This is a genomic window from Bacillus sp. X1(2014) (assembly GCF_007678255.1).
The window spans coordinates 137,293-151,734 of sequence record NZ_VEED01000008.1 but is presented as its reverse complement, the minus strand read 5'-3'; the positions used below and the strand labels follow the sequence as shown (position 1 = coordinate 151,734).

Annotated in this window: 10 protein-coding genes and 1 riboswitch; of the genes, 3 read left to right on the top strand and 7 right to left on the bottom strand. The window is 38.5% G+C overall.

The annotated features are described in order from the left end of the window. Nucleotide 1: 1 nt before the first annotated feature. Nucleotides 2–2,101, bottom strand: a complete 2,100-nt coding sequence (locus FS608_RS16410; protein ID WP_144552879.1) for a glycoside hydrolase family 88 protein — start codon at nt 2,099–2,101, stop codon at nt 2–4. 195 nt (nt 2,102–2,296) lie between these two features. Further along, nucleotides 2,297–3,031 carry a hypothetical protein gene (locus tag FS608_RS16405; protein WP_260871714.1) on the bottom strand — a complete coding sequence of 245 codons (735 nt, stop codon included), beginning with the start codon at nt 3,029–3,031 and terminating at the stop codon, nt 2,297–2,299. 308 nt (nt 3,032–3,339) lie between these two features. On the opposite strand from FS608_RS16405, the gene FS608_RS16400 reads away from it, so the two are divergent. From FS608_RS16400 to FS608_RS16390, 3 genes are all read left to right on the top strand, one after another. Further along, on the top strand, nt 3,340–4,014 hold the full coding sequence (locus FS608_RS16400) for a response regulator (protein ID WP_144552877.1): 675 nt from the start codon (nt 3,340–3,342) through the stop codon (nt 4,012–4,014). A gap of 6 nt (nt 4,015–4,020) precedes the next feature. Then, on the top strand, nt 4,021–5,418 hold the full coding sequence (locus FS608_RS16395; RefSeq protein ID WP_144552876.1) for an ATP-binding protein: 1,398 nt from the start codon (nt 4,021–4,023) through the stop codon (nt 5,416–5,418). Nucleotides 5,419–5,582: 164 nt separating this feature from the next. Then, nucleotides 5,583–5,762 carry a small acid-soluble spore protein H gene (locus FS608_RS16390; protein WP_045522495.1) on the top strand — a complete coding sequence of 60 codons (180 nt, stop codon included), beginning with the start codon at nt 5,583–5,585 and terminating at the stop codon, nt 5,760–5,762. Nucleotides 5,763–6,179: 417 nt separating this feature from the next. Here the strand turns inward: FS608_RS16390 and FS608_RS16385 are convergent, their stop codons facing one another. The 5 genes from FS608_RS16385 to FS608_RS16365 all read right to left on the bottom strand — a co-directional run bounded on the left by FS608_RS16385 (nt 6,180) and on the right by FS608_RS16365 (nt 14,086). Beyond that, a complete protein-coding gene (locus FS608_RS16385) occupies nt 6,180–6,347 on the bottom strand; it encodes a serine protease (RefSeq protein WP_144552873.1) in 168 nt (55 codons plus the stop codon). 21 nt (nt 6,348–6,368) lie between these two features. After that, complete coding sequence (gene thiC, locus FS608_RS16380; RefSeq protein ID WP_144552871.1) at nt 6,369–8,153, bottom strand: phosphomethylpyrimidine synthase ThiC; 1,785 nt, start codon at nt 8,151–8,153, stop codon at nt 6,369–6,371. A gap of 142 nt (nt 8,154–8,295) precedes the next feature. Next, nucleotides 8,296–8,410: riboswitch (TPP riboswitch) on the bottom strand. Nucleotides 8,411–8,951: 541 nt separating this feature from the next. After that, nucleotides 8,952–10,202 carry an exo-beta-N-acetylmuramidase NamZ family protein gene (locus tag FS608_RS16375; RefSeq protein ID WP_144552869.1) on the bottom strand — a complete coding sequence of 417 codons (1,251 nt, stop codon included), beginning with the start codon at nt 10,200–10,202 and terminating at the stop codon, nt 8,952–8,954. A 98-nt stretch (nt 10,203–10,300) separates the two neighbouring features. Next, a complete protein-coding gene (gene nagZ, locus FS608_RS16370; protein ID WP_144552867.1) occupies nt 10,301–12,373 on the bottom strand; it encodes a beta-N-acetylhexosaminidase in 2,073 nt (690 codons plus the stop codon). A 27-nt stretch (nt 12,374–12,400) separates the two neighbouring features. Next, nucleotides 12,401–14,086 (bottom strand): serine hydrolase domain-containing protein, encoded by a 1,686-nt coding sequence (locus FS608_RS16365; protein ID WP_144552865.1) that lies wholly within the window; start codon nt 14,084–14,086, stop codon nt 12,401–12,403. Nucleotides 14,087–14,442 lie beyond the last annotated feature (356 nt).

Here is a 14,442-nt window from a genome sequence, read left to right as displayed (position 1 = left end):
CTTACCGTTTCTTCACTTCTACGTTCACTAAAATAGGCGCAATCCCATATTTCCCGTTCCCTGCCTGCACTTGCGGAACATTGTCTTTGTCGGTATTCCCAAGCTTTTTACCGTCAATATAAGCATCTCCTGTATCCCAGAACTCACTTGCCTGCATTCCTTCCTGTAACGATGGCCCGTCAATAACCGTATCGTAAAAAGAAACATAGCGGGAGATTATCGTTTCACGGTCCAGAGCTGACAGTGTATCTTGGTCTCCGTCCGCATTGTATAAGTTATTTAAAGCAACACGGAAGACAGCTGATAAAGCCCCTGCTGTCATAGGGTTATATTTCATTTCATCTTTACTTGTGTAATATAAATTGGTTTCTTTATCGAGCATTTTCTCATCCATCGCTTGGTATAATTCACGTGCTTCATCGCGGTACTTCGTTTCTTTCGTTGCTAAGAATGCTCCAGTCAAGCCTCTAATTGCTCCTAGTTGTGCATCTAAAGTTGGCTCTGTATCGTCCTTACCTTTTTTGATCGTATATCCGTTTGCAACTAGCCCATCTTCACGTTTTAACTCATTGATGATAAAGTCGGCTTGCTTTTTGATCATTTCCAGAGCACGCTTTCCTTCTTTAGTCTCTAATCCTTTTGCATCCTCACCATTGGCGTATCCGACAGGAAGACCGTCAATCGCACGCTGGAACATTCGCAGCGCCTCTGTCGTGTATCCGGCCTGGAATGTATCTACATGCGCTCCCTGTGTCTTTCCGTCGTGTTGATCGATAAAAGCTCCCGCTTCATTGTTAAAGTGCATGGCATCGATATTTTTAAAGACTTGCAGCAACACATCGCGGTTGATGGAATAAGGATCAGATGCCTTTACATCGTTGGCAGCAGAACCATCTACATTCTCCTTAGCTGCACTCGGAAACGGTTTACCGTCAAATGCGGCTAAAAACGCCGGGTTTTGCGCTTTGTTTTCCGGGCGCTGATCTGTCATGCCGTAAAATTCGGATGCCGGCCATAGCATCAGCCATTGATCTTGCAGCATGCTTCGTGCATCTTTTACGGTCAATTGTTTGGCGTTTGGCATCTCATCATTACCGTCTTCCACGACTTCGATTTGGTGCGGCAAATAAACAAAGCCATTAGCCGGATTATATTTGCTTCCAGTCCCAGCCGTCAGCTGCTTTTTAGCTGTATCGTAAAATAAACCCTCTCGAATGTAGTTCAGCTTGTTCCAAATTTGTTCTGTCAGAATGGCTCCCTGCATTCCATCCGCTGAACTAACCCCTAACGCGATGTTTGCATCATCATCATCTTTCGGTGATGTCGCTTCAAGTTCTTCATCACTGTCTACTTTATGTAAGCCTCCCATAAAGTCTCCAGCCCAAAGAGCTTGCTTCAAGAAGGTTGCTCCATAGGCTGAAGGATTTAATGTTGTGTCCATCTTTGCCCTACCCCAGCGCAACGTTTCAAAATTCACCTGATACATTGGGACATAAGAGTCATCGTCATTTTCTGCATAAACCTTTGTATCCACTTTTTGTATGTAGTGCGGGTCACCAGAGGAATATTCAATTAATGTTGGAAACATATTCCTAAATAGTTCATCTTTTGGATAACCGACACTGTCTGCCAGTTCATAAAAACGTTCACCTAGCATAGTCGGTGCGTCTTTTCCTGTTTTCTTCGCTAATTCTGCAACCGCCGGGCCGTGGATTAAATGTAAGCCAAGGCCGGATTTTTCAGTCACTTCATACATCGCTTCTTCTGAATATTCATATGATTCTACACCTGCTGTGTAGTCAAATTTGGATGGTTGATCAAGCTTTCTTACATTAAGAACATCTAAATCTAAGCCAAGACCTTCTACTAAGGGCTCTCCGGAGAGCTCAAATTCTGCATAAGCAAACATATTCGCGGCTGTATCAAACCTATAATCTATCACTGGAACAGATACGCTGCTTTTTTTTGTATTTGTTACCGTTTTCGTATCTGCTTTTGTATCTTCCTTGGCAGTTGATTTCTCGTTTGAGCAGGCACTTATTAATAAAAGTGATGAAGCCAATGCAACTGTTGTCATCACTTTCCATGGTAGTGTTCTCATTATAGTTCTTCTCTCCCTTAATTTATGACTCTATAATTGAAAATTGATTATTATGGCATTTTCTGATTTTAATTGATAATAACAATCATTATCAATTAAAGTTAGCTTCATTTACGTAATTCAGTCATTTCTCCTAATCTATTTATTTTCACATCCCCTTATAAAAAAATGGTCTATAAGGGTGTCAAAATGATGTTATTCTTGACGAATTAATGATTTTACATGCTTTTCTTTTTCAATATGACTATTTTCACTAAAGTAAGTTTCTTGAACATAAGTGATAAATTGTTCGATCCGCTCATTTTGGGACACCTGAGCTTTTTCTAAAGAACTTACAACCTCGTTCATACTGTCTTGCAAAAGTTTTTTAAGGTCTTCTTGAGGATACATTTCTTTAAATTTAGGAATCGTTAAATCTCTGGATTTATTAATAGTTAAGTTCAATAAGTGATTTAACTTGAAATACTTATCCAAGCTTAAATGATACATTTTTCTTCCACTAAGTAACAATCCAAATGCGCTTGTATAAAGAGTAAGGCTCATTATATTGATATTACCTGAAAGAAGAAAGTTAATATGCATAAAGAGACACGCCAGAATGGAGGGAAGTATCATAAACCCGGCGATGAGAAACAAACCAACCAACACCTGAACGATGGGAATGGCATAATTTAAAGCCATTACTTGCTTCAAGGCCGCTTCTTCTATAAAAAATTTATAAAACTCTGGCACATTGGGTTTATCTAATGTATTCATCAGATAATCACTTAGAAATACTCCTGGTTGGGTAAACCAAGAATGTCCTGAAGAACCCCCTTCACCTAAAATCTTCGTTACTCCTGCTAAAAGCCAGCCTATTCCAAATAGAATGCGCATTAAAACAACTAAATTATGAAAAAAGTGTTTTCCTGAATTATTTTGATTTTGCATCATAAGCCCCCTCCAAAATATATATTGTTCGAAGCAAAAGTGACAATGATAATCATTATCACTTTTAACCGTTGGCGATATATTATAAAAAAGTTCTTAAAAACTATTTAAAATAAAATTAAAAAAATTTAATATTTCACACTTACCATGTTGCTTAATGAGAGGAGTTGTTTTAGTTGACTTTCAAAAGGAAATCATTACCTGATTGACCAAAAAAGAGTGATAATTTAAGATATTATTATAAAATAATTGATAATGATTATCACTATCGATATATAAAATGAGTGAATTTGTTAGGGGAAATGGACATGAGGTTGTTATTGGTTGAAGATGAGTCAAAGGTAGCCCGTTTTATATCGCAAGGATTAAGAGAACACCAATATGTTGTAGATGTGGCGAACGATGGTGAAATCGCTTCCGAACTCGCATTTGCAGAAGAATATGATCTTATGATTGTCGACCTTATGATTCCGAAGAAAAATGGCATGCGATTGATTAAGGAACTAAGGTTGAATGGAAAAAATATTCCTATTCTCATTCTCAGTGCTAAAGATTCCGTGGCAGATAAAGTAGATGGACTCGATTTAGGAGCGGACGATTATATGACAAAGCCGTTTGCTTTTACGGAGTTATTAGCACGTATACGGTGTCTATTAAGACGAGACCGAGAAAAGGCATCACCTCTTTTACAAGTAGCGGATCTGACGTTGAATCCTTCTACGAGAGAGGTGACTCGAGGGGGACTTCATATGTTCCTTTCCAATAAGGAATATGCTATTTTGGAATTTATGATGAGAAATGCCGGTAGGATTTTATCTAGAACGTTAATTCTAGAACGTGTTTGGACAGATGCGTATAACATAGGAACCAATGTAGTCGATGTTTATATTAATCACTTAAGAAATAAAATAGATAAAAACTTTGATTTAAAACTGATACAAACGGTATATAGTATTGGTTACATAATCAAAAGTGAAGAATAAACCATCATGAGGTTTTTAAAAAGTATCGTATGGAGAATTACGATTTGGCATTCGATTATGTTTATATTCATTTTATTCCTATTTAGCGGATTCTTATATTTTACATTTTCTGAAATGGTAACCAAAGAAGTCGATTCGATCCTTACCAGAGAACTTGGTTTGATTGCCTATTGTTTGGAGGAAGGGGATTCGTATTCTAAAATCGAACAACACATCAACCGATTGCGAAGTTTTGAAAGCGTAAATCAAGAAGAGATCTATTGGACCATTGAAACTGATCGAGGGCAAATCATTGCAGAATCTAGAAATTTGTACGGTCAACTCATCAACGATTCAGAAACTTTAAAGAAGATGGACGAGAATACCTTCAGCTGGGATCCCGAGCTAAATGGGATACCGCTTCGTGCGATGTCCATGCAACTGATATCAGAAAATAAATTGACATACAGAATTACGGTTGCTACAAACGACGCGATACGGCATTTCGCAATTGATCAGTTGCGGAACATAATTATCATCTCTAATTTTGTATTCCTAGGAATATCAATCGTGATGGGATGGTTGATTTCGAGAAAAACTCTGAAGCCGATTCATCAAATTATCAGTACGACTAATACCATTACTGCAACCAGTTTACACGAACGGCTGCCTATTGAAGGGCCGAAAGACGAATTGTATAGTTTATCAAAAACTCTCAATCATATGATTGACAGACTAGAAAGCTCTTTCACGCAAATTCAGCAGTTTACTTCCGATGTTTCTCATGAACTTCGTACTTCCTTAACAATTATGCGAGGAGAATTGGATGTTGCTTTAAATAGAAATAGATCTGAAGAGGAATATAAGGACGTGCTGTATACTGTTTTGGAAGAGGTCATCTATTTATCTGATATGGTAGAAAAATTCTTATATTTATCGAGAAATACCTCTAATTCAAATCTGATAGAGCGAAAAACCGTTGACGGAATGCTTTTATTCCAAAATGTTAGGAATCATTTACTATCATTGGAAATGAAAAAACAGATTGAATTACATATTCAAATACCTGATCCTTTCATTTTATTCGGGGATGAAGATCTCTTACGAAGATTATTTATTAATTTGATTGAAAATGCTCTTAAGTACACTCCAGAAGGTGGCAAAGTGGAAATCCAGGCAAACAGGACGGAAAAATTCATTTATATTAATGTAATTGATAATGGGATCGGGATTTCAGAGGAACACTTGCCTTTTATTTTTCAGCGATTTTATCGCGCGGACGATTCCAGATCAAGAAGTCTAGGAGGAACTGGGCTTGGATTGTCTTTATGTAAATGGATTGTAGATGTTCATGAAGGAACGATTGAGGTTCGTAGTAAGCTGGATGAAGGGACGAGTATAACTGTAAAGTTGCCTGTTTGTTAATCGCCCAAACTGGCTACAGCGCTTCTTCACGCTTGTTCCGAATTCTATGGACTGAACCAGTTAAAAAAAAGGTAATCAAATAACATCATTTCTAAAATAGACGTATAACAAGTAGTTCAGAGGAAATACTTAAAATGGCTTTAATACGGAAAGGAGGTCGTGACATGGACGTACAACGAGCACAAGAAATTACTAATTCACCGACTATGGCTAATGTAACGTATAACGGAACACGTATCTATATTGAGCATGTAGATCAACAAAACGGAACAACTACAATCCATCCTCTAGATGAACCAAATAATAAACAAAGTGTTTCTGTATCAAGCCTGGTAGAACATTGATTAGATAAATCTTCTCCGAGTGAAAGCATAGTTTCTAAGAAAACATCACTTCAGAGTGGTGTTTTCTAGTTCCACGAAGACTGTTATCGCTTTCTCACCGAACCAGTTCTATTAATCTAAGGAGAAAATCACCAATACTATTTAACAGAGTCTTCTAAAAAACATTCTGTAAGATATACCTCATCATATTCACAATAGTCATAGTCATGCCCTGTTTCTGGAATATGATATAAAAATCCTAATAATGGCGAATTACCTTCTCTTACATTTGTAATAATAAAAAGTGATTAATAGCTTTTACTATGGAATTTTATAGAGAAAAATAAAAAACCTTACCCTATTATTAATCAAGGTAAGGTTACATGGCTATCTTTTTAATACCCTCTTGTTGAGAGTGTTTTTTTTCGAGTTTTTTGTTTAATAATATAATACGTTTACCTTATAACACTTCAAACATTTTTCATAATATTGATCGCCATCAAAACGATGATCACAATTTTGCTGAATCTCCTTTAAACGCTCCTCTAAAAAAGCAAGGCTAGTTTTCATTTTGGTAATTTCCTCTTTAATCTTTTGAACATTCATCCGTATAACCTCCCAAGAAAGTTACTGATATATGCTGCCCCCAGATACCTTAAACTCCTTAGCTTTTTCCTTCATACCTGTTTCAATAGCTTCCTTCGTATCAAGTTTGTTTTCTTTCGCATAATTACGAATATCTTGAGAGATTCTCATGCTACAAAATTTTGGTCCACACATTGAACAGAAATGAGCTGTTTTTGCACCCTCCGCAGGTAAAGTTTCATCATGATATTCTATCGCTCGTTCAGGATCTAAAGATAAATTAAACTGATCTCTCCAACGGAATTCAAAACGAGCTTTTGATAAGGCATCATCTCTTTTTTGTGCTCCTGGATGTCCTTTTGCCAAATCAGCAGCATGGGCGGCAATTTTATAAGTAATAACCCCTACACGAACATCCTCTCTATTCGGTAAACCCAAATGTTCTTTAGGCGTTACATAACAAAGCATAGCTGTACCATACCAACCAATCATGGCAGCCCCAATAGCAGATGTAATGTGATCATAACCAGGTGCAATATCAGTTGTAAGAGGACCAAGTGTGTAGAATGGTGCTTCCTGACACACTTCTAGTTGTTTATCCATATTTTCTTTAATTAGGTGCATTGGTACGTGACCAGGTCCTTCAACCATCACCTGTACATCATGTTCCCAAGCAATTTTTGTTAACTCTCCCAGAGTCTCTAATTCTGCAAACTGCGCTTCATCATTCGCATCTGCAATAGACCCAGGACGTAAACCATCCCCTAAAGAGAATGCAACATCATAAGATTTCATTATTTCGCAGATTTCTTCAAAGTGAGTATATAAAAAGCTTTCTTTATGGTGGTGTAAACACCATTGTGCCATGATTGAACCACCACGGGATACAATACCTGTTAACCGTTTTGCCGTTAGTGGAACATATCTTAAAAGAACACCAGCATGAATTGTGAAGTAATCAACACCTTGCTCCGCTTGTTCAATCAAGGTATCACGGTAAACCTCCCATGTAAGATCTTCAGCAACACCATTTACTTTTTCAAGTGCTTGATAAATGGGGACGGTGCCGACAGGAACGGCTGAGTTTCGAATAATCCATTCTCTTGTTTTATGAATATTTTTACCTGTTGATAGATCCATAATATTATCAGCACCCCAGCGTGTCGCCCATGTCATTTTTTCAACCTCTTGTTCGATGGATGATGAAACAGCCGAGTTACCGATATTCGCGTTAATTTTAACATGAAAATTCCGCCCTATTATCATAGGTTCTGACTCTGGATGATTGATATTAGAAGGAATAATCGCTCGACCTTTTGCAACTTCATCACGCACAAATTCAGGTTTCATATTTTCCCTTATTGCGATAAATTCCATTTCAGGAGTAATAATTCCCTTTTTTGCATAATGAAGCTGTGTAACATTTTTCCCTTTTTTTGCACGTAATGGTTTGCGCTTCAAACCCGGAAACACATTATGATTTGCACGAGGATCATTTTCATCCTTATACCCATTATCTACAGGCTTAATTTCTCGACCTTCATATTCTTCAACATCTGCTCGTTCATGAATCCATGTGCTTCGAATGGCAGGAAGACCTTTTGAAATATCAACAGAATAATTTAGATCCGTATAAGGACCGCTTGTATCATACACGCGTACTGGAAGGTTTTTCTCTTCTCCAAACGTACCCGTAGTAGGACTTAACTCAATTTCACGCATTGGTACTTTAATGTCGGATCTCGAACCTGTTACATATACTTTTTTACTTCCTGGAAAACTAGACATGATGGAAATATTTTGTTCGTTTAATGAAGTCGTTGACATAATAAATCTCTCCTTTTTTTGAATATAAAGGACGAGATACAGAACATAACAAGTGAATAAGCGTATAAAAGTACATCAAAAAGCCGGGACCATAAATGGTTGGACCCGGCTAAAATGTATGCAGAAGTATAGTTGCATTGAAGATTGTCTATTCTAACTTCCCCACGCTGGTATGATCCAGATCAGGTCCCAAGAGTCAAGAAACTTCATCGTGTTTCTTTCTCAGCCCAACTTATTGGGCACCCCTAGTTATTTATATTCAATTAAATTACATTATATATGAGTATCGGTTAAAATGAAATACATAATATTATTTAATGTAATATAGTCGTGTTTAGATATTATGTCTAGGATGAAGAGAGAAGGGAATATTATATTAAACAAATCAACAACTAGAGCTATTTAATATAGAAAAGTAGAAACTAGGCAGTGCCTGCTTCTTTTGATCTGGTAAGGTAAAAATAAATTATTCCCCCACTTAAATAACCAAACGGCTCTTTAAGTTGGACTCTCTGTTTGCCTACTTTATTTCCTCCAAAGTTGGATCAATAAAACAAAATTCAATCTTTTTATTGAAAGCACCCTGTAGCTCCTTTTTCTCAACAAATACGCCATTCGTTTTGACAATGAATTCACTCGTCTTTAAACGATTCTAAGTCTATACGCATGCTCCTTAAGAAACTTAGTTTTATCATTCTCTTTACGTTCTCTACAATAGAAATGTGAGATTTTCTTTTGCGGAATAGGCTGTGTCCGCAAGAAAAGAGGCCTCCTAAAAAGAAGGCCCCCTCACACCTATTAATATAATAAATACTTCTCACGAACCTCGTTAAATTCATCTAAATCGGCCTGCCATGCAGCTTTTATTTCTTTAATAGATTTGCCAGCCTCAATATCAGCACGGATCGAACCATTCCCGACAAGGTTATCAAAGAAGGAGATTCCTGCTGCATTTGGCACTCTGAATTGGAAATTGTTTGGATACATATCATGGATCGTTTTTACGATATATAATCCAGTTTCAAACGGCTTATAGGCATTTCGATCTGTTACATGAATTTGAATTCCATGGCTTAACACATTCACATGCTTTGAGAAGGTCGGTATAAACGAAGCCGCTCGGAATGTGACACCAGGTAATCTGTAGGAGTTTAACTCGGAAGCCAAGTTGTCGCTATTAATGAACGGCGCTCCAATCAATTCAAATGGCTTTGTTGTTCCTCGTCCCTCGGAAACATTGGTTCCTTCAATGAGGGCAGCCCCTGGGTAGACTACAGCAGTTTCCAGGGTTGGCATGTTTGGTGATGGAAGGATCCATTCTAATGGTGTCTCATCGTAATACATGTTTCGTTTCCAGCCTTCCATTTCCACCACCGTTAAATCGGCTCCAATACCAAATTCGCTATTGAAAAGCTTGGCTAATTCCCCGACGGTCATCCCGTGGCGAACAGGAATCGGATATTCACCGATGAACGAAGAGTACTTATCCTCGAGCACAGGTCCTTCGACTTTTGTCCCGCTGATTGGATTCGGACGGTCAAGAACTATAATTGGAATATTGTTCTCTTTTGCTGCTTCCATCGCTAGTGCCATAGTGTAAATATAGGTGTAAAAACGTGTCCCCACATCTTGGATATCAAATAACAATACATCGACATTGCTTAGCATTTCAGGTGTTGGCTTTTTGGTCTTTCCATAAAGACTGTAAACAGGAAGCCCTGTTTTTTCATCCGTATATTGTTCAACATATTGACCAGCTTGTGCACTTCCACGGACACCATGCTCAGGACCATAAAGAGCAGTTAAATTTACATTGGTGTTATTGTAAAGTAAATCTACGATACTAGTAACGTTTTGATCTACCCCCGTCGGATTAGTGATTAATCCGACGCGCTTATCCTTTATCAAATCAATCTTATCCTGCAACAAAACCTCTACGCCCAAACGGAATTTTCCATTCTTCTTCTCTTTATCATTCTTTGCAACAGCTGCTGAAACGGTCGAAAGTAGTAGCACGAGAAGCAATAAACCTGTAAGCCACTTTTTCAAAAGTACCCCTCCTCTTTTAATCTATCAAAGTTTAGGGAATATAGCCCTACCCCTATTAGAAGCAGTCACAACTAAATTCCGCTTTATCTATCCCCTACTTAGTATCCTAACCCATGATCAAATCCATATAAAACACTGCCATCATGGTTGTAAATCGTAACTGGTAGTTTTCCTGTAGGATTATTTTTACCAAAAATTGTTTTCGCTGTTGCTTCAAAGCTCGTTGGTCTAAAACCAAATTGAACAAGAAAGGCATCTACATCCGTATAGGACATAACGTCATATGGATTTCTAGCCCCAACAGCAAGGACAGGTACACCCGTCTCGATGAGTTGTCTTGTCATCACCATTTGACTAGCGTCGTTGGCTCTGCCTCCAACACTTGAGGTGTAGGTTCCAGCAATGATGTATTTCGCATCCTTCACTTGTGCTAATTGTGTAGCATTAAGTGATCCTGAAGCATTGATATAAATTGCGCCAGGATGGTATTTTTGGACCTCAGCTGCAAGGAGATTCATGGAGAAAGTAGAACCACCAACCACAACAATCTTATCTTCAGGAGAAACATTAATTGGAAGCACATCATTATTCTTTACAAGCGTAATTGATTTTTCTGCTGCTTCTTTTTCAACTGCTTTATGTTCAGGTGAACCTACTACTTGAATAGCATTCGCAACCTTTTCATCAAGACTCTTTTCCATTTCTGCCTTAACAATGCTTCTATTTAATTTCAGGGTTAATATCCGCTCTACTGACTGCTCAAGTCTATTTTCTGAGATATCGCCAGCGTTGACTGAATCATAAAGTCCATTTGCCACTTCTTGGATTCCCACTGGCATTAATAGGACATCTGCACCTGCTTTTACAGCACGGATAGCGGCATCAACGGATCCAAAATGATCAGCAATCGCACCCATATTCATCGCATCAGTTACGATAACACCTTTAAAGCCCATTTCTTCGCGCATTAGACCAGTTAATATCTTGTGTGAAAGCGTACCTGGTACAGAGACTTCTGTTCCGTCCTTTTTAGAAATTGCTTTTGTATCATCAATTTTTGGGAACGTTACGTGTGCAGACATAATCGCATCAATACCAGCATTCATTGCCTGCTGGAAAGGATATAATTCTACTTTCTTCAATCGATCAAGATCATGAGGTACCGATGGAAGTCCTACATGTGAATCAACCGCAGTATCTCCATGACCTGGAAAATGCTTAGCAGTGGCCGCAGTGCCCGTTTCATGAAGTCCTTTAATATAAGCATTTCCCAACTTTGCAACTAACTCAGGGTCCTCACCAAAAGAACGAACACCGATAACAGGATTATCAGGATTATTGTTTACATCCAACACTGGTCCAAAATTCATGTTAATCCCCAGTGCGTTTAGCTCTTCACCAATTGTCCTGCCGACTTTTTCAGCTAGCTCTTCAGATCTAGTCGCACCTAACGCCATATTCCCTGGCATATCGGTACCAGTTTGCAGACGAGTAACAATTCCACCTTCCTGGTCAATCGAAATCATCAGGCCGTACTTTTCCGCAGCTTCTTGATAGGCACTAACGAGCTTGGTTGTTTGATCAGCTGTCACCGTATTTTCACGGAATAAAATCACACCACCAAGATGATAATCCTTTACAAGCTTGACAATTTCGTCGTTCATTACCGTGACATTTTTGCCATTCCAATTTCTAAAGTCAGGCATTAGCATTTGTCCGACCTTTTCTTCCATTGACATGTGATCGATTGCATTGCCGATAAGGTCATAACATGCGCCTTCTTCTTTTTTAACAAGGATTTTGTCTTGATTTCCCTTGAATCGAATTGAAATTCTGTCGCTATTGCTGCCATCGCTGACAGAGATAAACGATGTACCATTGTGTCCGGATAAAGTTACTTCTCCATCTTTAGATACAGATGCAACATTCTTATTAGAAGACTTCCATTTTAAGTTCTCAGACGCCAGCATAAAGTGGCCATCCTCATAAACATGAAGTGCGTTTAAATCAAGTTTGTTATCCTTTACTTCCCTTGTAACCTGTGGAACATTGAGATCAATCACTAAATCCGTGATTCCTGAAGCTGCTGTTGCTCCTGAAAACGGAATCCCAGTCAACACGAGTGCAAATGCTAGAAACGAGGTCATAAATGTTTTTAAAAATTTTCGCATGTTTCTCCTCCTCAAGTTATTCTTTTTTTAATAGTCCCTTAGTTCCCATTCATTTTTTGCAAAAGATATAGCATCACCTGAATCAAGTTTTGGATTCTGAATATACCAGCCGCGGGAATTTGTAGAACTATCGGTTCGATAGACAAACCGTAATTTCGTTGAATCACTAGGTATATCCAATTCTTTCTTTTCCCAGCCATTGCTTGTGCCTGTTAATTGAGCAAGCTGGTGCCAACTGCCATCTCTAAAAATCTCTACGGATCCGATATCCCATACATTCTCAATCATGTGCCATGTGAAGAATGTGAGTGCGGTATCCTTGGATAATTGAAGATCAGTTTCCATTACTCGGTTTAGCTTGTCGCCGTACCCTGCAAACCAAGCATCACTCTTACCAGGAATCGAGACAGGAATCGAATCAGCTACATTTCTAGCAAATAAGCGACGGGTTTGATTCATTGACCCCATATTTCTTGATGGGTGGACACGGTTGGTCAGTAAGATCGATACTGTTTTATTGTTCGGGCTTACTACAATCGAAGTTCCTGTATACCCCGTATGGCCAAAAGAGTATGTACCTTCTGATAAAGCATCCATATACCAACCCTGACCTAACTCCCAGCCAAGGCCATGGTCATTTCCAGAGAATGCCTCATTCTGATTTTGCAGCAGCAACTGTACCGTTTCCAGTTTCAGGATTCTTTTGCCACCATACTTGCCTTCATTAATAAAAATATGGGCAAGCTTAGCGAGATCATTTGCGGTTGAGAACACACCCGCATGTCCGGCCACCCCATCCAATGACCAAGCATTCTCATCATGAACTTCTCCCCAGACGAGACCACGATTTGGTGTTGACTGGTATTCAGTCGCAGCAATTCGATTTTTCAAAGAAGCTGGCGGATTATACATCGTATCCCTCATCCCTAAAGGTTCTGTGATGTGCTCCCGGACAAATTCATCCTGGCGCTGGCCGGACAGGTGCTCAACTAACATTCCTAACGTAATCATGTTTAAATCACTGTATTCGTAAGTGGTACCGGGTGCATTTTTCAAAGGTTGGTTTAATACCAACTTCAGCCTATCTTCTCTTGAATTCCCTTTTGAATATAAAGGAATCCAGGAGACAAATCCGGATGTGTGGGTTAACAACTGTCGAATCGTTACGTTTTCTTTCCCGTTTGCAGCAAATTCTGGAATATGTTTTGCCACCGGATCATCAAGATTGAATAATCCTTTTTCAAAAAGAATCATCACGGCCGTAGCAGTGAATATCTTGCTGATAGACGCTAAGTCAAAAATCGTTTCGTTTTCCATAGGAATTGGATTTTCCATTTCGGTAAACTTACCATCGGTGTATTTAGCTGAATATCCATAAGCGTCATGTTTCACAATTTTCCCAGCTCTCGCTATAAATGTGACAGCACCTGGCATTAATTTTTGTGAAATTGCTTGGTTCATAATTTGATCGATTTGATGGAGTGGAGCTTCCACCATTCCGGCTCCTCGTGCAGAGCTTGGGTGAAGTACGCTGGAAACATGGATGACAGTCGAATTCCATGTAAAGACAGGGTGTGGTTTTTTAGATGGGAATGTGAGTTTTCCTTGCTCTTCAATCGTTGGATCTTTAGGAAGGTCATTGTTGGCAAATACTGTTGATGCGCCTAGTAGCATGGTACAAACTGCTGTAATCATAAACGTTTTTCTTTTCATATGTCCTCCTTTATACAATTGAATGAATTGTAGGCGGGATCTCCCCTTTGTATACCAATATACTGGCAACGCTTACAATTTATAGTAAAAGCATATAGGTAATGGTGTACAGTAGTCTATACCACATAAGTCCCGTAATAGACATTTCTACAGGTATAAAGGATTACGCCATTGGCATTATTTTTTAAAATTTTTGATAAAAATGTGAAATTTTATTTCAGATTACAGCGGATTTGAGATAATTCTCTAAAAGATTATCAAATATTGAGGACTTGGTAAGGTTAATTCCCCCCTCCTATTTAAAAGCAGTATTTATGAAATTTAAAATGGTCACTGGTATAAGGACTATCACTGCA

Bases quoted from the DNA above. Each gene is read 5' to 3' on its own strand.
- FS608_RS16410 (WP_144552879.1), bottom strand. From the start codon at position 2,101: ATGAGAACACTACCATGGAAAGTGATGACAACAGTTGCATTGGCTTCA.
- FS608_RS16405 (WP_260871714.1), bottom strand. From the start codon at position 3,031: ATGCAAAATCAAAATAATTCAGGAAAACACTTTTTTCATAATTTAGTT.
- FS608_RS16400 (WP_144552877.1), top strand. From the start codon at position 3,340: ATGAGGTTGTTATTGGTTGAAGATGAGTCAAAGGTAGCCCGTTTTATA.
- FS608_RS16395 (WP_144552876.1), top strand. From the start codon at position 4,021: ATGAGGTTTTTAAAAAGTATCGTATGGAGAATTACGATTTGGCATTCG.
- FS608_RS16390 (WP_045522495.1), top strand. From the start codon at position 5,583: ATGGACGTACAACGAGCACAAGAAATTACTAATTCACCGACTATGGCT.
- FS608_RS16385 (WP_144552873.1), bottom strand. From the start codon at position 6,347: ATGAATGTTCAAAAGATTAAAGAGGAAATTACCAAAATGAAAACTAGC.
- thiC (WP_144552871.1), bottom strand. From the start codon at position 8,153: ATGTCAACGACTTCATTAAACGAACAAAATATTTCCATCATGTCTAGT.
- nagZ (WP_144552867.1), bottom strand. From the start codon at position 12,373: ATGCGAAAATTTTTAAAAACATTTATGACCTCGTTTCTAGCATTTGCA.
- FS608_RS16365 (WP_144552865.1), bottom strand. From the start codon at position 14,086: ATGAAAAGAAAAACGTTTATGATTACAGCAGTTTGTACCATGCTACTA.